The sequence below is a fragment of the Helicobacter pylori SA213A genome (assembly GCF_000476275.1).
GTDB lineage: Bacteria > Campylobacterota > Campylobacteria > Campylobacterales > Helicobacteraceae > Helicobacter > Helicobacter pylori_CL.
In genome coordinates, this window is sequence record NZ_CBOM010000004.1 from 1 (window position 1) to 18,893 (window position 18,893).

Annotated in this window: 15 protein-coding genes and 4 pseudogenes; 7 read left to right on the forward strand and 12 right to left on the reverse strand. The window is 37.6% G+C overall.

The genetic code is table 11. The annotated features are described in order from the left end of the window. Window positions 1–549 (reverse strand): annotated as a pseudogene (locus tag QT74_RS08500) (DUF3519 domain-containing protein); the annotation flags it as partial. Here QT74_RS08500 and QT74_RS08830 point away from each other — a divergent pair. Beyond that, complete coding sequence (locus QT74_RS08830) at window positions 518–718, forward strand: hypothetical protein (protein WP_033764324.1); 201 nt, start codon at window positions 518–520, stop codon at window positions 716–718. The pseudogene QT74_RS08500 and the gene QT74_RS08830 sit on opposite strands and share 32 nt — an antisense overlap. A 230-nt stretch (window positions 719–948) precedes the next feature. On the opposite strand, the pseudogene hofD reads toward QT74_RS08830, so the two are convergent. Both hofD and hofC read right to left on the reverse strand, forming a co-directional pair. Further along, a pseudogene (gene hofD, locus QT74_RS02240) lies at window positions 949–2,344 on the reverse strand (outer membrane beta-barrel protein HofD). 71 nt (window positions 2,345–2,415) lie between these two features. Beyond that, window positions 2,416–4,002 carry an outer membrane beta-barrel protein HofC gene (gene hofC / locus QT74_RS02245; RefSeq protein WP_033764327.1) on the reverse strand — a complete coding sequence of 529 codons (1,587 nt, stop codon included), beginning with the start codon at window positions 4,000–4,002 and terminating at the stop codon, window positions 2,416–2,418. Window positions 4,003–4,289: 287 nt separating this feature from the next. Between hofC and QT74_RS02250 the strand changes: the two genes are divergently transcribed. After that, window positions 4,290–5,234 (forward strand): catalase family peroxidase, encoded by a 945-nt coding sequence (locus tag QT74_RS02250; protein WP_033764330.1) that lies wholly within the window; start codon window positions 4,290–4,292, stop codon window positions 5,232–5,234. Window positions 5,235–5,467: 233 nt separating this feature from the next. On the opposite strand, the pseudogene QT74_RS02255 reads toward QT74_RS02250, so the two are convergent. From QT74_RS02255 to hopJ, 6 genes and pseudogenes are all read right to left on the reverse strand, one after another. Next, a pseudogene (locus QT74_RS02255) lies at window positions 5,468–6,221 on the reverse strand (restriction endonuclease). 1 nt (window position 6,222) lies between these two features. Beyond that, on the reverse strand, window positions 6,223–7,269 hold the full coding sequence (locus QT74_RS02260; RefSeq protein WP_033764332.1) for a DNA cytosine methyltransferase: 1,047 nt from the start codon (window positions 7,267–7,269) through the stop codon (window positions 6,223–6,225). Window positions 7,270–7,274: 5 nt separating this feature from the next. Further along, entirely contained in the window at window positions 7,275–9,074 is a 1,800-nt protein-coding gene (typA, locus tag QT74_RS02265) for a translational GTPase TypA (protein ID WP_000790220.1), read from the reverse strand. Between the two features lie 45 nt (window positions 9,075–9,119). Next, on the reverse strand, window positions 9,120–9,962 hold the full coding sequence (locus QT74_RS02270) for a glycosyltransferase family 9 protein (RefSeq protein WP_033764335.1): 843 nt from the start codon (window positions 9,960–9,962) through the stop codon (window positions 9,120–9,122). Next, window positions 9,928–11,564: pseudogene (locus QT74_RS02275) on the reverse strand (class I SAM-dependent methyltransferase). Before QT74_RS02275 ends, QT74_RS02270 begins: the two are co-directional and overlap by 35 nt. An 8-nt stretch (window positions 11,565–11,572) precedes the next feature. Further along, window positions 11,573–12,667, reverse strand: a complete 1,095-nt coding sequence (gene hopJ, locus QT74_RS02280) for a Hop family outer membrane protein HopJ/HopK (protein ID WP_033764338.1) — start codon at window positions 12,665–12,667, stop codon at window positions 11,573–11,575. A gap of 116 nt (window positions 12,668–12,783) precedes the next feature. Here hopJ and gltX point away from each other — a divergent pair, with 116 nt between their 5' ends. Next, window positions 12,784–14,175 (forward strand): glutamate--tRNA ligase, encoded by a 1,392-nt coding sequence (gene gltX, locus QT74_RS02285; protein ID WP_033764340.1) that lies wholly within the window; start codon window positions 12,784–12,786, stop codon window positions 14,173–14,175. 116 nt (window positions 14,176–14,291) lie between these two features. On the opposite strand, the gene QT74_RS02290 is transcribed toward gltX, so the two are convergent. From QT74_RS02290 to modA, 3 genes are read right to left on the reverse strand one after another with little or no spacing between them, the layout of a single operon-like run. After that, window positions 14,292–15,089, reverse strand: coding sequence for an ATP-binding cassette domain-containing protein (locus tag QT74_RS02290; RefSeq protein ID WP_033764342.1), 798 nt, complete (start codon window positions 15,087–15,089; stop codon window positions 14,292–14,294). Further along, window positions 15,086–15,760 carry a molybdate ABC transporter permease subunit gene (gene modB / locus QT74_RS02295; protein WP_033764344.1) on the reverse strand — a complete coding sequence of 225 codons (675 nt, stop codon included), beginning with the start codon at window positions 15,758–15,760 and terminating at the stop codon, window positions 15,086–15,088. Before modB ends, QT74_RS02290 begins: the two co-directional genes overlap by 4 nt. A 21-nt stretch (window positions 15,761–15,781) precedes the next feature. Further along, window positions 15,782–16,522 (reverse strand): molybdate ABC transporter substrate-binding protein, encoded by a 741-nt coding sequence (gene modA, locus QT74_RS02300; RefSeq protein ID WP_033764346.1) that lies wholly within the window; start codon window positions 16,520–16,522, stop codon window positions 15,782–15,784. Between the two features lie 18 nt (window positions 16,523–16,540). Here modA and QT74_RS08655 point away from each other — a divergent pair, with 18 nt between their 5' ends. From QT74_RS08655 to QT74_RS02315, 4 genes are all read left to right on the forward strand, one after another. Continuing rightward, window positions 16,541–16,702 carry a hypothetical protein gene (locus tag QT74_RS08655; protein WP_033764348.1) on the forward strand — a complete coding sequence of 54 codons (162 nt, stop codon included), beginning with the start codon at window positions 16,541–16,543 and terminating at the stop codon, window positions 16,700–16,702. Window positions 16,703–16,745: 43 nt separating this feature from the next. After that, window positions 16,746–17,306, forward strand: a complete 561-nt coding sequence (locus tag QT74_RS02310) for an outer membrane beta-barrel protein (protein WP_000595776.1) — start codon at window positions 16,746–16,748, stop codon at window positions 17,304–17,306. Further along, window positions 17,290–17,472 (forward strand): hypothetical protein, encoded by a 183-nt coding sequence (locus QT74_RS08660; protein ID WP_080247149.1) that lies wholly within the window; start codon window positions 17,290–17,292, stop codon window positions 17,470–17,472. Before QT74_RS02310 ends, QT74_RS08660 begins: the two co-directional genes overlap by 17 nt. Window positions 17,473–17,624: 152 nt before the next feature. Further along, entirely contained in the window at window positions 17,625–18,875 is a 1,251-nt protein-coding gene (locus QT74_RS02315; protein ID WP_033764351.1) for a cation:proton antiporter, read from the forward strand. The last annotated feature ends 18 nt before the right edge of the window (window positions 18,876–18,893 follow it).

The following is an 18,893-nucleotide window of genomic DNA, read 5'->3' on the forward strand; positions in this document are numbered from 1 at the left end:
ATTCTCCCATTCGTAAGCGTATCTAAAGCCGTTTTTAAGGCTTTCAAAACTTTCTAATAACACGCTTCCGTTTTTGATCACTTCGCTCATGTTGATTAGCTCGTCGTTAGTTAGTCCTCCGGTGCTATCTTCTCCGTAATGTTTAATGAGTATCTTTTTAGCGCCTGCATTCCTTGATCCTTGTTCTAAAATATAAAGGTCGTTTAAGTCTATGCCTTTGATTTCTGCTTGATCTAGCTCGCCTTTAAACACTTTTAAAACTTGTTGCTGTTCTTTAGTAAGCTTGCTTTCATCAATCTTTTGTAATTCTTGTAAGGCTTTTTCGTATTTAGTCGCTTTCTCTTTGATTTCTTCGCTCGCTTGTTTAACGCCGTTATTAAGCTCTTCAATGATTTTAAGCGTGTTGTTTGAAAATTTAGCGTTTTTGGCGCTTAATTCTAAATTCTTACTAAAATCGCTTATTGAGTGGCTTCTCTCAAGCGCTCTTTTAATGTGATACTTTAAGGCCGCTCCTGCGGTGGCTTCGTTTAGCGCTTTGGGTAACTTCACTCCTAAAATACGATCGGGCGCGTTGCGGTATAAAGTCCCTAGCGTGAATTTAGTCCACTGGTATTTTAACGCTCCGCTTAAAGTGGTCGCTAAACCTTGGCTTAAATTTTTCGTTGTGGCTGGCTTTAGGCTTAAAGCGATCTTAGCGTCGTTTTTAAAAAGCTTATGAAAACCGCTCGCTATGTCAATGTATTCTTTAGCCTTAGGGGTTGTAAAAACATCATCTTTAAACTCGTTTAGCTTGTTGAAAAACTGCGTAGGGTGTGGTGTTTTGTTTTAGTGTATTAAATGTTGAATAATAAAGTCAAATAAGGCTTTTTGAGTATTAATATTTGATTGGAGCAGAGCCTTTTAATATTTTAAAAAGGCTAATCAAAAATATCCATTAAGGATAAAATGCTAGTAAATCCTAAAACCATAAGTAATGTTAAACATTATATGGCTTCGGTCAGAATACACATTGTGCGTTAAAGGCTGTGTCCCAGGCCCGTTAGGATCGGTTGGAACATACATGCCACAATACCCAATACAATAGCCTTTTTTGGTGATATTGCCATAATATTCTAGTTTCAAATCCATTCTAATATTATACTTATTAGAAAAATAACTCAAAAAGAGCGCGAGACTCCTTTCATCAGCCCTTGGGCTATCCGTCCAACGGCCTAAAATTTTCCAACTAAACCCTCTATATTGTGAGCCTACATATAAAAACCCGTTGATAACATCAGCGCCAACAATATTGTTAATTTCTGCGTCATAAATACTATTCGTCCAAATGTTATACCCCAAAGGATCCCCATAAATACCTATATCACCATTAGCGTTACCGATATTTTTATAGACACTGCCCCCAAATTGCCACTTATTATAGTAAAAACGGGTGCGGAAGAAATAAGTTTGCCCGCTCTTTCCTAACGGCACTTGTTGGAAGAGGATAATATCATTTTGATTAGCCGGAGTGGCAAAAATGGGGAAAAACCCCACGAAAGTGCCTACAAAACGAAAACCCTTATTGTTGAAATTAGGGTTGGTGTCATAAGTGATATTAATGCCTGGCGCATACATTCTTTGAAAGATCGCATAAAAATAAGGGTTGATTTTTAGGTTGTCTTTTTCATATTTCAAATCCGCTATCATTAGAGCCTTACCGCTTGTATAGTAGCGCCCAAAATACCAAAACCAGTCGCTTGACGCTGAAGCCCTAGCGTCTGAATACATCACCCTTAACCTAGTGTCTTTATATTTGACAAAGCCTTCAACCCCTTGAGTGTAAGAAGTGAACCAATCATACTCTTCAGCATCATAGCGCCCCCCTTTCACGCCAAAACTGAATTTGTCTTTTTTGTAGTTGTAGCTCAAAAAAGCGTTATGCACCATGGCTAAACGAGGTTTTTGCACTTGCAAACCACTATGCCCCGCATACCAACCAATATATTGCCAAAAGATACCCGCCCCAAAAGGATCCGTCCTAGAGCCGGGCTGGCCGTTAGGGATATTGTTGCCTTGATAGGCGGTAGAGTCATAGGGGAGCGCTGCCATCATCGCCCCTACTTCTGCCCTCAAGCCCTTGTATAACCCCATGCTCAAATTCAATTCGCCGAGCAAAGAAGTGTAGCTACCTGTAGGATAAATGTCTTTAGAAGGCTGGTATCTTTGGTTGTTAAAGCCAAACTTGGTATAGCTGCTCACCTTTCCAACAATGCTCATGTTGAATTTATAAGCTTGAAGTTTGGATAAAAAAAGACTAGAAAAAAGCAAAAAAATAGAGCATAAAAAAATATTTCTTAATTTCCAAAGCCCTAACTCCCAAAGATATTAAAATAAAAATACAAAAGAAGGCATATCTAAGAGAATAGGGAAACTCCCTTAGAAACTATAACTGATGTGTGTCATCAAATGGCTTCTATCTTGGGTAATACTCTTTTTAATGCCACCCATGTCTTGAGGACCTTGCGCGAATGCAGAAGATTCAAACAAACCATTATTCAAGTTGAGCGGCTGACCGTTTGGCCCAAGGAAACCGGTTCCAGGGTTGTAACCCGCACGAATTTGGAACTCTAACCATACGAGTTTGAGACCCGCTTTAACATGTTTGCTGAACTGATAGTCTAGATACATACCAATACCATATTCCAATGCCCTTGGAGCGGTAGTGAAGCGTTGGTAGAGACTCCAACTGAACTTACCATGCTTGCCTCCACCTTTAACATACTCAGTGAACGCGTCAGCATCGGTAATGTTGTCAATCCCTGCAAACCCTAAGCTATAGATACTGCCGACCCATTGTTCGATACCATCCACAGCGATGATGTTACCCCAAGTACCTAAGTTCATGTTAGGGTTACCAATGTTGAGATAAGCACCACCAACCACAAAGTAGTTGTTAATGTCTATATGGTGGCGTAAAAAGAGCGTCGCACCACCAGGACCTTGCAAGCCACGCCACTTACCATTGTCCAAGAACGGATCCCAAGTGTTATAACGAGCGGGTGCGTAACGACCGTATTCAGCGTTATTCCAACGATAGTCATACAACACATAAAAAGTCGTTCTGTTCCTCATGCCCATACCGCTAAACTCAGGATTGGTATCGTATTCTATTTTAGCACCAGGCAACGTACCTACCTCTGGGATGAGATACACATAAGGGTGAATCATTAGATTCTTTGTAGGGCGATAAATAATACCGGCTTTATGAATACCCCAAGGCTTTTCACGATAAATGGGGAATAACCATTGACCATCAGCGATACCACGACCCCAAGAGCTAAAGAGCAAGAATTTCATCTTATTCGTAAGCTTGAAAGTCCCATAAAAACCTTGGAACAATTGGTAAACCCAATCCATTTGCTCCTGCTCGGTAACATCAAAGCGCCCCATTACCATATGGACTCTGTCGCTATCATAGGTAAGATTCGCTTTATAAACTTCATAGCGCCTTGAACCCCCAGGCAAGTAGGCGTTAGCCGGATAGTAGTTAGGGAACAAGCCGTTCCACTCACCCATATACTCCCAACCAATACCTCTAGGGTTAATGACGCCACCTGGCCCTGATTGCTCCCACATTTTAGTCGCATTCATACAAAGGCTCATAGAATCAGTGCCGCAAGAAGTTTTATCCCAATAGCTTGGGGGAGTAAAATCCTTTGCCCACCTATCATACCTAGTGCTATCATAAACTTGTCCGCCCAAAACACCACCTAAATTCACGGTCCATCCCCTACCCAAATGTATAGACCCCTCTAGCTTACCTGTAAGGTTAACAAAAGTCTCTGTAGGATAGATACCTTTAACAGGGTTAATGGGCGAGTGGTTAAAACCCACCTTGGAGAAGTTAATAAAGTCCCCATGCACTTCATAAGTAACCGCCCCTAATGACCCTGTCGTGAACAATAGTGGCAAGGTAAAACGCTTTAGCAATGTAGCCGCAACTTTTCGTTTCTTTAATTTCATTCCTCTTCCTTACTCTACCTGAGAATAGATAAATTACTCTGTAAAAGTAATTCTAGCATAAAAGAATATAGATTTAGTTTAAAATCAAGCTAGTTTTTCTCAAAATTTACAAAATTTAAATTTTCAAACGCCAGTTTGCTAGTGAAAAAGCTTCTATTTTACATAGTTTTACATAGTCGCTTTAAAAACTATCTGCATTGATAGTGATATAATATGATAATATTTTAAAGCTAAAAATGGTTTTTACATCAATACATAGATTAAAAAAATGACAATAAGGAGCAAAAATGAAAAAAATTGGTTTGAGCTTGTGTTTGGTTTTGAGTTTGGGTTTTTTAAAAGCCCATGAAGTGAGTGCTGAAGAGATCGCTGACATTTTCTACAAACTCAACGCCAAAGAGCCTAAAATGAAAATCAACCACACGAAGGGGTTTTGCACTAAAGGCGTGTTCCTCCCTAACCCGCAAGCAAGAGAGGATTTAGAGGTGCCATTACTCAATGAAAAAGAAATCCCTGCGTCTGTAAGGTATTCTTTAGGGGGCGTAGCGATGGACGATAAAAGCAAGGTTAGGGGAATGGCGTTAAAACTAGAAAATCAAAACGCTAGTTGGACAATGGTGATGCTCAATACAGAAATCAATTTTGCCAAAAACCCTAAAGAATTCGCTCAATTTTTTGAGATGAGGATTCCTAAAAATGGCAAGGTAGATGAAGCAAGAATCAAAAAGCTTTATGAAGAAGTCCCCTCTTATAGGAATTTTGCCGCCTATATGAAAACGATAGGGATTAGCTCAAGCGTGGCTAACACGCCTTATTATAGCGTGCATGCGTTCAAGTTTAAAGATAAGGGAGAGAAATTATTGCCTGCGAGGTGGAAATTTGTGCCTAAAGACGGCGTTAAATACTTAAATCCTCAAGAGTTAAAGCAAAAAGATTCAAATTATCTGCTTTCTTCATTCCAACAACACCTTAAAACTAAGCCCATAGAATACCAAATGTATCTAATCTTTGCGAATCAAAATGATGCCACCAACGACACGACCGCGCTTTGGAAAGGCAAACATAGAGAATTATTGGTGGGGACATTGAAAGTTGAAAAATACGAAGGAATGGGTTGCAATAAAGACGTGTATTTCCCAGCTGATCTCCCTAAAGGCGTAGAAGCCCCTACTGATCCCTTGTTTCAAATCAGGAATGAAGTTTATGGGATCACTTTTAGCAGAAGGCAATAAAAAAGATAGGGTGGATCAATATAAGTTGGTTGAGAAAGATGCGTTTTTATGGGTTTAGGGAAGTAAAATTTTTGTTTAAAACTTTTAAGCGTGCCCACTAAAATCACTCGCTCTCTCATTTGAGGCGCACACACTCATGCTGAATGTCAGGCAAAAAATAACAAGCATTCAATCCATCTACCACCTTTTTAATGCTCTTATCTTGTGTTTTATTTAGGTTGTATTATGGGTTTTTATGAAAGCGACTTATTAGGTATTTCTGTAATTTTGTAATCAAAAAAGTTTTGCGAAATATTAAAAACGCTCTGCCCTTCCATTTGTTGGCGGGTTATCCAAATTCAAATCATTGTCTTTGATTTTAGAAATTTCTACGCACGCCACTTGCCCGTTAAACAGATCAAAATGCACCACAATAGTAGGAATTTTATCTGTTATCAAACGCCTTTTAGCTTCTAAAACTTTATGTTCTTTAATATCATTGATTCCTTGAAAGTCGCTTTGAACTTCTAGCAATAAATGATTGTCCAACAAAAAATCGGCTTTAGGACTTCTTTTAAAGCTTTCTATGCTCTCAAAATTATCCCCACCAAAAAATTTGATGGTTTCTTTTTGTGCGCCAAAAAGACAAGCGATAAAATCCTTAAAAAACTCCGCTACTAAAAACCCACGCATCCAAGAAAAACAAACTTCTTCAGGTCTTCTGCCTTGATTATTCAGCTTATAAATAATATGAGTATCCACTATCTTTGAAAACACTCGCTCTATGGAATTTTTAAAAAAGCATTCCAATTCATACTCATTATATTTAAAACAATAAATACTATTGATAGCGCTAAAAATTTCAATAAGCCTTTTTTTGAGCGCGTTTAAATAATTGAAATCAACGCAAGGTTGTATGTCTTTAGCGCCTAAAAATTCCTTAAACGCATTTTGCGAACCAAAACCCAGTAATTTTCTGTAATCCTTAAAGTCATTATTGTTAAACATCTTACCCCTTTAAAAAGTCAAAAACCGCCTGTGCGAGCGCTACACTCAATAAAGGCGGCACGGCATTGCCAATTTGCAATCTTTTAGCGCTACCACTCCCATAGAATTTATAATTATCAGGAAAGCTTTGCAATCTTGCCCCCTCTCTAATGCTTAACGCTCTAGAGTCCCTTGGATGGATACACCTAGAACTGCTTGGGGTAGAAAAATTTCTCGTAATGGTGGGGGCTGGTTTTTCCCACCACATTTTGGCATAGGTATTGGTATAACCACTTTTGGGGCACAGACTTTCTGGCAAATCGTCTTTACTCTGTCCGTCTTTTAGCGTTTGCATGATTTTTATCAGTTTTTCATTGTTTTTAGGGCTGCTATGCTCGCTTAATTCTTTAGAATTTCGCACAAATTCCAAAAAAACATTATCCGCATTTTTAAGATAATCTAAAGCATCACCATTTTCACCGCTTTGAATGGGCGGTAAATCCCCTAAAGCGTCTTTTAAAGAAAAATATGTTTTTATGGGTTTAGGGAAGTAAAATTTTTGTTTAAAGCGTTTAAGCACGCCCACTAAAATCACTCGCTCTCTTATTTGAGGCACACCATAATCTAGGGCGTTTAAAATGGCATGCTCTAAAATATAACCTCTCTCTTTAAAAGCGTTACAAATTTGTTGGAACAATTGCCCTTTTTGCATAGACATTAAACCCACCACATTTTCAAAAACAAATATTTTTGGTTTCACTAAGTCTAAAAGCCGCAAATATTCTCTAAACAGATTCGCTTTTTCATCCATTTTTCTTTTGCCAAGCGTGGAGTAGCTCTGGCATGGTGGTCCGCCTAGTAGAATGTCAATTGGAACGCATGGCAAGTTGTGGCAATGAAGTTGCATAATATCGCATAAAATGGTTTGCGCCTCTTTATGATTGGCTTGATAGCTTAAAATGGCGTCCTTGTCTATATCGTTAGCCCATATCAATTCAAAATAAGGGTGCTTAGAAAAGCCATAGCTCAATCCTCCAGCACCACAAAAAATATCTGCTACCTTATACAAATTACCTATTTTTTCGCCCTTTTTCTCATGTTAGGGTCTAAAATCTTTTTTCTGATCCTTAAATTCAAGGGGGTAACTTCTAAAATCTCATCTTCTTCAATCCATTCTAACGCTCTTTCTAACACCATAGTCCTAGGTGGGGTGAGTTTGATCGCATCATCGCTCCCGCTCGCTCTCATGTTGGTTAAGTGCTTGGATTTGATAGGATTGACATCTAAATCATTATCCCGGCTGTGCTCGCCAATGACCATACCCACATAAACCTTCGTTTGGGGGTTGATAAAAAGCGCGCCTCTTTCTTGGATATTGAAAAGGGAAAAAGCGGTCGCTTCGCCATTTTCCATGCTAATGAGCGCCCCATTTTTACGCGATTCCACGCTCCCGCTAAAAGGGCGGAATTCTAAAAAGCTATGATTCATCACGCCTTCGCCCTTAGTGTCGGTTAAAAACTCGCTCCTATAACCGATAAGCCCTCTTGCAGGAATTTCAAATTCTAATCTTGTATAGCCGTCGCTCATGGGATTCATCGCTTTCATCTCGGCTTTTCTTTTGCCCAATCTCTCAATGATAGCCCCGCTAAAATCTTGGGGCGTGTCAATCACTAAATGCTCAAAAGGCTCGCATTTAACGCCATTTTCTTCTTTAATGATGACTTCAGGGCGTGAAATGCTAAATTCAAACCCTTCACGGCGTAAATTTTCAGCTAAAATAGTGATTTGCAATTCCCCACGCCCGCTCACTTTAAACTTACCTTCGCCCATTTCTTCGCATTTCATAGCGATATTGGTTTGCATTTCTTTTAAGAGCCTGTCTTTCAACTTATTAGCAGTAACATGCTTTCCTTCTAACCCGGCTAAGGGCGAATCATTGACAGCAAAATACACGCTCATCGTAGGCTCTTCTAAATGCATGGGATCTAAAGGCATGGGGTTAGCAGGATCAACGACGCTATCGCCCACATCCATCGCATTAAACCCAGCAATCGCTACAATATCGCCCGCATAAGCGTTTTCAATCTCAGTCCTAGCCAGCCCTAAAAAACCTATAAGCTTAGTGATACGGCCATTTTCTTTACTCCCATCGCTTTTCATCAACAGCACGCTTTCATTCTTTTTAACCGAGCCATTAAACACCCTAGCGATACCGATTTTGCCTACATAATTGTCATAATCAAGCGTAAAAATTTGCATTTGCAAAGGCTCATCCACGCTCCCGCTAGGGCTTGGCACATGCTCTAAAATCGTTTCAAATAAAGGCTCTAAATTTTTCTTTTCATCGTCTAAACTTTTCATCGCATAGCCATCTCGTGCGGCGGCATACACCACAGGGAAATCCAATTGTTTATCGCTAGCCCCCATGGCTACGAACAAGTCAAAAACTTCATCCACCACTCTGTCCGGTTCAGCGGCAGGCTTATCAATTTTATTCACCACCACAATAGGGCAAATCCCAAAACTCAAAGCCTTTTTAACCACGAATTTAGTTTGAGGCATGACCCCTTCTTGAGCGTCCACTAAAAGCAACACCCCATCCACCATTTTTAAAACGCGCTCCACTTCGCCCCCAAAATCAGCATGCCCGGGAGTGTCAATGATATTGATTTTAGTGTCTTTGTAATAAATAGCGGTGTTTTTAGACAGGATAGTGATCCCTCTTTCTCTTTCTAAGTCGTTGCTATCCATCACCCTTTCATCCACTTTTTCCCTCTCACTAAATGTGCCAGATTGAGAAAGTAAACCATCCACTAGAGTGGTTTTCCCATGATCAACATGCGCGATTACAGCGATATTTCTAATATTTTTCATGAATGTCCTAACAAGCAAAATTGAAATTAGAAGTATAACACAATATTATAATAGCCCCAAATGGCGGAATTTTTTAGCTAAATCCTGTTCTATCAAATGGCTTTTATGGGCTTTTAGAAAATTTTCATTCTTAGGCGGCATGAAATCGTCATTATCCCTATAAAAAAAGATAAAATAATTTTTTTTTAAATAGTAAGCCAAATGGATTAAAAACGAATCCCCCCCTATATACAAATCGCTTTCTAAAATCAGGTTTTTAACTTCTTCTAGACTGGTTTTAGTGCGATAATGAGCGACTTTATCTTTTAAAAAAGCGTATCGTTCTTCAAAATCTAAAAGCGTAACACAAAAGGGTTTTAAGAGTTTTAAAACGATTTTTAAATGCTCTAAAGGGATACTTCGGTCTATGGATCTTGTGAAAGGATTGATTAAAATCTTTTTAGGGTTTTTTACACTCATGGGATATAAAGGGTTATCAAAAACATGCCCATAAATTTGAGAAAACAACTCCTGGCGGTTTTGATAAACATTTTTAATTTCTTTATTTGGAGTGGTTATGGAAACAAATTTGGCTAAAAGAAAACTTCTAAAATCTTGTTTTTCTAAAATCAAATGTTTGATTTTGTGCTTTTTAATCGCTTTTAACAACCATAAAAAATCCTTCATCGCTAAAAAAACGCCTTGTTTTTTAAGATCGTAAAAAGCAGGGACATTTTCAAAAAGAGGAATGATTTCAAAATGTTTTTCGCATTCTAAAAGCTTGGCGATTTTTAAAGTCAAACGAGTGCCTAGGATTTTAAGGGGCTGTTGCTGTTTGAAAGCGATTTCTTTTAAAAGGCTAAGCGTGATGAGGTTATCCCCTAAAGCCAAAAGACAAGCGGTGTGCATGGTTTTTCCTGATGGTAAAATGTTTAGGGTCTTTTTTTCTATCCCCAAATTTTTTAAATAAAATTTTTCATCAAAACTATTGTTAATAAATTGCGCAAATAGGGGCAAACATTCCAAATCTTTTCTTAAGATTTTATGCGTTTTAAAAAGCGATTCAAAAATAAATTGCATTAAATCGCTGTTTAACAATTCTTTTAACGCATGAGCGTTGATAGGGAAATTTTCTTTTAAAACAAACATGTTCGCGCTGTTTAAAAAAAGGCGTTGCTTATTGTCATAAAAAAAGACAAGCTTTGAAGAAATGAATTTATACACGATTTTTTCTCTAGCCTGATAAAGGCTTAAGGGAGCGACTTGCTGGCAGTCTTTCAAATCAGCGTTAATGAATTGGCTAGGGGCTTTTAATCTGTCTTTTAAAATATCTGAACCTCTAAAAATAGGAATGGTATTTTTTTCTTGTTTGGAGTGTAATTTTTCTTTATTGTTGCCTGTAACAATCCCTAAAGCAAAATGAGCGTTATTTTTTAAAGTGATATGAGGAAGGGAAAAAAGGTGGTCTAAAATTTTATTTTTTTGGTGAGAGCAATGGATATTAAAAATCTTTTTAGGGTTGTTTAAAAAAGAATAGGGCGAGCGTTTGAACTTGCTATTTTGATAAAAGCATGAGATTTTTTGATCCTTATTAGGGGTTTTTTTAAGCACCAAACCCACAGCCTTAGTCATTAGATTTTTAAAAGGTTTGTTAAAATCAATCAAGCTTCTGATTTGAAACTTTAAAGCCACTTCTCGCATTTTGCTAAACGCATCAATATTCAAACAACTTTCGGGTAATAATAGCCCCAAATGAGCGTTTTCTTTTAAACAATTCAAACTCGCTATAAAAAAGAGCGACGCGCTATCTAGGCTTTGAGAGAGGTTGAATTTCTGTTTGAAATTTTCTTTTTGGTTTTGATTGTATTTCTTGCCCCATGGCGGGTTAGTGAAAATGCAATCAAATTGTGGGGTGTGTTTTAAATTTAAAAAATCTTTTTGCACAATATTAGGGCAATCTAAATGATAACGCTCTTTAATACGCTTTTTAGTCAAAGCGATAGCGAAAGCGTCCGTATCATAGCCATAAATATTTTCAACCTTAAAACCCAGTTTTAAAGCATGCATGATAAAATTCCCGCTCCCCACAGCCGGATCGCAAAAAATCGCTTGAGAGGCATCAAAATCTTTAGGGAGAGTGAAAAGTTGTTCTACTATTTTATTAGGAGTGTAGTAAATGCCTTCCAAATTTCTGGTGGTGTTAGAAAGTTCTTCTTCATAATAAGAACCCAGCTTTTCTAAATCAGAGCTATTTTCTAATATTTGTAGGTATTTTAAAATCAATTCTTGATGGTTATGCGTGCCTTTTAAGGATTTGTTAGCGTATTTGTTAAGCTTGTTTTTCCCTAAATGGTTGCGGCAAAAATCTAAAAAAGAGCTTGTTTTCACATAAATTTTATGATCAATCTCTAGTTTCTCTAAAAGATTGGTTTTGATCCAGTTATGCACGCTGCTATGAGAAACATTGATTAGGCGAGCGATTTCTTCAATCAAAAGAGCGTTTGAAGGCATTTACCCCCCTAAAAACTATAAACATAACTCACATTAAACACCACAAGGCGTTTGAAAAAGAGGGAAGTGTTTAGCCCTTTGCCATGCGTTTCATAAAAGGAATTCACCGCTAAAGGGATTTTCAAGCCCATTTCAAAGCCGTTATGCCTATTGACATTCACACGAACCCCAAAATTCAAAGGGATCTGGAAAAAACTCGTGTGCATTTTAGCTTGATAGCCCGTCAAGTAATTGTTGATAAAATCCGTTTGGCTCACCCACATGCCTAAACCACTCCCCACCCACGAACTCCCCGCTAAAGCAAAGCCCGCATAAAAACCCACGCTAGAATGTTTTTTTGCATTATCAATGAAATTATAAAGATAGTCTATCCCAAGCCCATAGAGATGGTTATTCATTTTGCCCAAACCATCAAAGCCGTTGCCCACAAAACCAAAATTGGTGTAACCATAATCATAGAACAAGTAATAGCGCAACCCTTGATTTTTTTTCTTGGTGAAGAAATGCTTATAACCCACATTCAAACTCACCCCATACATGCTTGAAACGTTTTTAGAATAAGAGGTGGGATCAAGCGTGTTCAAAGAATTTGAAATTTGAGCGATTTGAGAAGATAAAGAAGAAAGCATGCGGTTTTGAGATTGGGCAAATTGCGATTCTAAATTTTTTAAGTTCTCTTCAAATTCTAAAGGGTTAGTAATGGGTTCTTGCATTTTTTCTAACGCTTGGGCTAGTTTAGGGTTAGATGCAACGCCACCGCTAAGCGTGACTATTTTTTCAATATTTTCAAAGCTGGATTGGAGGTAGTATTTTTCAGCTTGCATTTCAGTGGGGGTTAATTTGGAATGGTTTTTTAAAGCGTTGTTGATATATGCAAAGGTTTTAGGCATGTTGGTGATTTCATTTTTGACTTGATGGAGTTTATAGATCTTATTTTGAGCGTTAGAAATGATTTGGATGCGTTCTTGATTTGAAAAAGGGTCATTGTGTTGGATCGCATGACTGATAGAATATTCAAAACCCACGCTCGCATACGCCCCATTTTCTTCAGCGATACAAAAAGATAAAAATAATAAGGGTAAAGGAAATAAGGTTTTTTGCATGGGTGATCCTATTAAAAATAATCTCAATGATACACTAATTTTAATAGAAAAAAGTGAAACCATTTTTAAGCCATTTTTGAATACAATAAGAGCATTTTATTTTTAAGGTTAGAATAATGAGTTTGATCGTTACGCGCTTCGCCCCGTCGCCCACTGGTTATCTCCACATAGGAGGCTTAAGAACAGCCATTTTTAATTATCTTTTTGCACGAGCCAATCAAGGAAAATTTTTTTTACGCATTGAAGACACGGATTTGAGCCGTAACTCGATAGAAGCGGCTAACGCCATTATAGAGGCTTTCAAATGGGTGGGGCTAGAATACGATGGAGAAATCCTCTACCAATCCAAACGCTTTGAGATTTATAAAGAATATATCCAAAAACTCTTAGACGAAGACAAAGCCTATTATTGCTACATGAGTAAAGATGAGTTGGACGCTTTGAGAGAAGAACAAAAAGCTAGGAAAGAAACCCCACGCTATGACAATCGTTATCGTGATTTTAAAGGCACGCCCCCTAAAGGCATAGAGCCTGTAGTAAGGATTAAAGTCCCGCAAAATGAAATCATTAGTTTTAATGACGGGGTTAAAGGCGAAGTGAGAGTGAACACTAACGAATTAGACGATTTTATCATTGCCAGGAGCGATGGGACGCCCACTTATAATTTTGTGGTTACTATTGATGACGCTTTAATGGGGATTACTGATGTGATTAGAGGCGATGATCACCTTTCTAACACCCCTAAACAAATCGTTCTCTATAAGGCTTTGAATTTTAAAATCCCTAATTTTTTCCATGTGCCGATGATTTTGAATGAAGAAGGGCAAAAATTAAGCAAACGCCATGGGGCCACTAATGTGATGGACTATCAAGAAAGGGGCTATCTTAAGGAAGCTTTAGTGAATTTTTTAGCGCGTTTGGGGTGGAGCTATCAAGATAAAGAAATTTTTAGCATGCAAGAATTATTGGAATGTTTTGACCCTAAAGATTTGAATTCTTCGCCCAGTTGCTTTAGCTGGCACAAGCTTAATTGGCTCAACGCTCATTATTTAAAAAACCAAAGCGCACAGGAATTATTAAAGCTTTTAAAGCCTTTTAGTTTTAGCGATCTTTCTCATTTAAACCCCGCTCAATTGGATCGCTTGTTGGACGCTCTCAAAGAAAGATCTCAAACTTTAAAAGAATTAGCCCTTAAAATAGATGATGTTTTAATCGCTCCTGTGGAGTATGAAGAAAAGGTTTTTAAAAAACTCAATCAAGCGCTCGTTATGCCCTTGTTAGAAAAGTTTAAGCTGGAATTAAAAGAAGCCAATTTCAACGATGAAAGCGCGCTAGAAAACGCCATGCACAAAATCATTGAAGAAGAAAAGATTAAAGCGGGTAGTTTCATGCAGCCTTTAAGATTAGCCCTTTTGGGTAAGGGGGGCGGGATAGGCCTTAAAGAAGCGCTTTTCATTTTAGGCAAAACAGAGAGCGTCAAAAGAATAGAGGATTTTTTGAAAAACTAAAAGATTGGCTCTGTTTTCATTGAACGCTAATCATAAAAGAGCTTGATTTTAGCGGTTGTTCTAAACAACTCCTTTTGAAAAATAAGAGGGTTTTAAGAGAAAATGAAAAAATATTTCTAAAATTTTTTGTTTTGATTGAAATCAAGCTTAAAAGTTGGGTTCAGACAATCTTTGGGCAAACTAATCGTTTGAGGAATGACCTCATAATGGCAATAATTTTCATCTTCAAAGAGAGGTTTTATCAATAAGCGGTTTGAAAAAAGCCGATTTTCTTGATTAGGATCAATAACGCCATTGTTTAAAAAGAGGAAAGTTTGCGCGAGTTTGGTTATTTCATTGGGGTTATGACTCACCAATAACACGCTTAAATTTTCACGCTTGATAAAATCAAGCAAACCTTGTTGCACTTCGTTTTTTAAGGTATTATCTAGGGCGTTTAAAGGCTCATCTAAAAGCAATAAATTCTTGGCTGCGATTAAAGCTCTTGCTAAAGCGACTCGTTGGGCTTGCCCGCCAGAGAGTTGAGAAATTTTTTGCTGGCTTAGATTTTCTAAACGCATTAAGCGTAACACTTCGTGGATTTTATTTTTATCTTTAGGGTGAGCAAAAGCGATGTTTTGATACACATTTAAATGAGGGAATAGGGCGTAATCTTGAAACACAAAGCCGATTTTTCGTTGTTGTGGTTTTAAAAAAATCTTTTTTTGAGTGTCTAGCCATACTGAATGATTGACTTCAATATAGCCGCTATCCACCGCTTCAAGCCCTGCTAAAATGCGTAAAATCGTGCTTTTACCCGCTCCCGATTCTCCTAATAAAGCGACAACTTCCGCTTCTTTAATTTCTAAGTCTATATTCAAATCAAACGCGCCCCTAGATCCTAAAAGGTGTTTTTTAAACCGCGCTTTTATCATAAAAACGAGCTTTGTTTTTTATTCAAAAATAGGGTAACAAATAAGAGGCTAAAACTGATAAGCGTGAGCGTTAAGGCGTATTGATGGGCTTTAGAATAATTGAGCGCTTCAGTTTCGTTAAAAATCGCAATACTCGCCACTCTTGTTTCCCCTAATATATCACCCCCAAGCATCATCACCACGCCAAATTCACCTATAGTGTGCGTAAAAGTTGTGATGATAGCCATCAATAAACTGGGTTTGATGTTAGGGAGCAGGACAAAAAAAAGGGTGTAATATTCCCCTTTTCCCAAACTATAACTGGCTTCTTTTAAAGAAGTGGGCAAGGAAATTAACGCGCTTTTAATAGGGCTTACCATAAAGGGTAAGGAAAAAATCACACTCCCTAAAATAAGCCCTTGAAAACTGAAAACAAGTTTCACGCTGAAAACATCTTGTAAAAACGCTCCCAAAAAAGAAGAAGGCGAAAACATTAAAAGAAGATAAAACCCTAGCACGCTTGGGGGTAAAACTAAAGGCATATACACAAGCGTTTCTGTGAAGCTCGTTAAAAGATTGCGTTTAAGGCTTAAAAAATAGCCTAAAAAAATCCCTATAGGGAGTAAAATAAGAGTGGTAATAAAAGCTAAAGAAAAGCTCAAACGCATGGTAATCAAAAACTCATGATCCATTGCTCGCCTTTTTTATGCGTTTTAATCCACAATATAGCCGTATTCTTTAAAGATAGCTCTAGCTTTAGGGCTGAATAAAAAATCTTTAAAAACTTTGGCTAAAGGGTTATTAGCCCCATTTTTAGTGATGATCAAGGCTTGTTCAATGGGGTGATAAAGGGTTTTATCAATGATGAAATAAGAAAGGTTTTTATCTTTTTTATCCATCAAGGATAACGCTCCAAAGCCTATTTGAGCGTTTTTAGTAGCGACAAATTGATGGGCTTGAGAAACAGAAGCGCCATAAATGATTTTAGATTTAAGGCTAGAAGTGAGTTTTAAACGATCTAAGACTTCCATGCTGGCTTTTCCATAGGGGGCTAATTTAGGATTAGCCATAGCGATACGCTTAATTTTAGGGTCTTTAAGGATCTCTAAAGAATCTATTTTTAGATTTTCACTCCATAAAACCAACACGCCCTTAGCATAAACTTCTTCTTTAAAAGGGGTTATTTTTTCTTCATAAAGCTTTTTAGGTCTAATCATATCTGCTGAAATGAATAAATCAAAAGGGGCGTTTTGAGTGATTTGAGCGTAGAGTTTGCCTGAAGAATTAAAACTAATACTAATAGCGTCTTTTGGGTGTTCTTTTTGAAATTCTTTAACAAGAACTTTTAAAGCGTGCGTGAGATTAGCAGCAGCAGCGATTTTTAAATCCTGTGCCAACAGAGCGCTTGAAAAAAATACGATTAAAAAGGCAAACGCTTTGAAAGTATTTTTCATAGAACTCCCTTTGATTAAATGATTGAAGTTGGTGATTATACCTATTTGTATCTTAAAAATTTGCATTTTAAAAGTTTGAGATGGTTTTGTAGGTCTATCCCGCTTATCCATGATTTAATCAATATTTTCACTCTAAAACCCTCAATCTTTGATAAAAAATTAAATCTTTTAGAAAAATAACCGATTTTAAGGTGTAACTTTAATTTAACAAGAAGGATTTATTATGATTAAAAGAATTGCTTGTATTTTAAGCTTGAGTGCGAGTTTGGCGCTGGCTGGCGAAGTGAATGGGTTTTTTATGGGTGCGGGTTATCAGCAGGGTCGTTATGGCCCTTATAACAGCAATTACTCTGATTGGCGCCATGGCAATGACCTTTATGGTTTGAATTTCAAATTAGGTTTTGTAGGCTTTGCCAATAAATGGTTTGGGGCTAGGGTGTATGGCTTTTTAGATTGGTTTAACACTTCAGGGACTGAACACACCAAAACCAATTTGCTCACCTATGGCGGCGGTGGCGATTTGATCGTCAATCTCATTCCTTTGGATAAATTCGCTCTAGGTCTCATTGGTGGCGTTCAATTAGCCGGAAACACTTGGATGTTCCCTTATGATGTCAATCAAACGAGATTCCAGTTCTTATGGAATTTAGGCGGAAGAATGCGCGTTGGGGATCGCAGCGCGTTTGAAGCGGGCGTGAAATTCCCTATGGTTAATCAGGGCAGTAAAGATGTGGGGCTTATCCGCTACTATTCTTGGTATGTGGATTATGTCTTCACTTTTTAATCCGTTCTTTCATTCGCTCTTTCTCATCAAATTAAACCCTAGCCGACTCTTAAAAGGTTGGGGTTCAAAAATTTTTTTCATAAACAGAAAGTTTGCCTTAACGCAGTATAATCCTAGCGTTTTAATTTTTATTTTACTCAATAGAGTGTTTGGTGTTTGCGTTTGAATATGGGTTTAGTAAGATTTAAATAATAAATTACTTATATATATTTGATAGATATTATTTTATTCAATAGTGTTATTTAATGGCTCAATTTAATAGGATAGTTTCGCTTTTATTTCTTTAAAACAAATTGATTCTACTGGGGAAAGGTTTTTATGGAAAACAGCACACTTTATATTGTTATTGCTGGCTTATGGCTTGCTGTGGGCTTTGGAATCTTTTTAAAGAAATTAGACATGCCTGTTATCATTGGTTACATTTGCACAGGAACGGTCTTAGCGGCTTTTTTTAAAATTAATGATTTTGATTTGTTGTCTGATATTGGCGAATTTGGTATCGTCTTTTTAATGTTTATGATAGGCATTGAGTTTAATTTTGACAAGCTCAAATCCATCAAACAAGAAGTGCTGGTTTTTGGGCTTTTACAAGTCATTTTGTGCGCTTTAATCGCTTTTTTATTGGGGTATTTTGTTTTGGGTCTTTCACCCATTTTTTCCCTTGTTTTAGGCATGGGGCTTTCGCTCTCTTCAACCGCTATTGTGCTGAAATTCTTTGAAGATTCCAAACAGCTTAGCACGCCTATGGGAAAGAGCGCGGTGGGGATTTTGATTTTCCAAGATATTGCCGCCATTCCCATGCTTTTAATCCTCACTATTCTAGGCAGTAAAGATTCTAATGTTAATTTACTCATTCTTAAAACCTTTATTTCAGCAGGGATTATTTTAGTTCTTTTGTTATTGCCTGGAAAAAAAGGGGCTAATCTCATCTTAGAGCAAGCAAAAGACACGCGCCTGCCTGAAATTTTTATAGGCACGATTTTAGTGATTGTTTGCAGCGCGGCGGGGTTGAGCCATTTTTTTGGGTTTTCTATGTCTTTGGGAGCGTTCATTGTGGGCATGGCGATTTCTAAATCGCGCTATAAGATCAATGTCCAAGAAGAATTCGCGCAATTAAAAAATCTCTTCTTAGCCCTTTTTTTCATCACGATAGGGATGCAAATTAATGTGAGTTTCTTTATGGAGAAGTTCTTTGTTGTCATCTTTTTGCTCATTTTAGTGATGGGTTTTAAGACTGCTATCATTTATGCGCTTTTGCGTTTTTTTAGAGACGCTAAAACTGCCATAAAAACCGCTCTTTCTTTAGCGCAAATCGGGGAATTTTCTTTTGTTATCTTTTTAAATTCAGGCTCGCACCAGCTCTTTAATTTGCAAGAAAAAAAAGGGATTCTTGGTTTTTTGCACCAAAAAAATATCTTAAGTATCGCTCAAAATGACATCCACCAGCTCCTTATTCTTATGGTGGTCTTTTCTATGTTAGCAACCCCTTTTATTTTAAAATACCTAGAATCCATCGCTCAATTTATTTTGCACCAAAAGAGCCAAGAAAATGAGCCGGCTAAAAAATAATGGCGCAAAAACCAAATG

What these genes read in the sequence shown, in the direction of transcription:
- hofC (WP_033764327.1), bottom strand. Translation starts at nt 4,002, where the DNA reads ATGAAATTAAAGAAACGAAAAGTTGCGGCTACATTGCTAAAGCGTTTT.
- QT74_RS02250 (WP_033764330.1), top strand. Translation starts at nt 4,290, where the DNA reads ATGAAAAAAATTGGTTTGAGCTTGTGTTTGGTTTTGAGTTTGGGTTTT.
- typA (WP_000790220.1), bottom strand. Translation starts at nt 9,074, where the DNA reads ATGAAAAATATTAGAAATATCGCTGTAATCGCGCATGTTGATCATGGG.
- QT74_RS02270 (WP_033764335.1), bottom strand. Translation starts at nt 9,962, where the DNA reads ATGCACACCGCTTGTCTTTTGGCTTTAGGGGATAACCTCATCACGCTT.
- hopJ (WP_033764338.1), bottom strand. Translation starts at nt 12,667, where the DNA reads ATGCAAAAAACCTTATTTCCTTTACCCTTATTATTTTTATCTTTTTGT.
- gltX (WP_033764340.1), top strand. Translation starts at nt 12,784, where the DNA reads ATGAGTTTGATCGTTACGCGCTTCGCCCCGTCGCCCACTGGTTATCTC.
- QT74_RS02290 (WP_033764342.1), bottom strand. Translation starts at nt 15,089, where the DNA reads ATGATAAAAGCGCGGTTTAAAAAACACCTTTTAGGATCTAGGGGCGCG.
- modB (WP_033764344.1), bottom strand. Translation starts at nt 15,760, where the DNA reads ATGGATCATGAGTTTTTGATTACCATGCGTTTGAGCTTTTCTTTAGCT.
- modA (WP_033764346.1), bottom strand. Translation starts at nt 16,522, where the DNA reads ATGAAAAATACTTTCAAAGCGTTTGCCTTTTTAATCGTATTTTTTTCA.
- QT74_RS08655 (WP_033764348.1), top strand. Translation starts at nt 16,541, where the DNA reads ATGATTGAAGTTGGTGATTATACCTATTTGTATCTTAAAAATTTGCAT.
- QT74_RS02310 (WP_000595776.1), top strand. Translation starts at nt 16,746, where the DNA reads ATGATTAAAAGAATTGCTTGTATTTTAAGCTTGAGTGCGAGTTTGGCG.
- QT74_RS08660 (WP_080247149.1), top strand. Translation starts at nt 17,290, where the DNA reads ATGTCTTCACTTTTTAATCCGTTCTTTCATTCGCTCTTTCTCATCAAA.
- QT74_RS02315 (WP_033764351.1), top strand. Translation starts at nt 17,625, where the DNA reads ATGGAAAACAGCACACTTTATATTGTTATTGCTGGCTTATGGCTTGCT.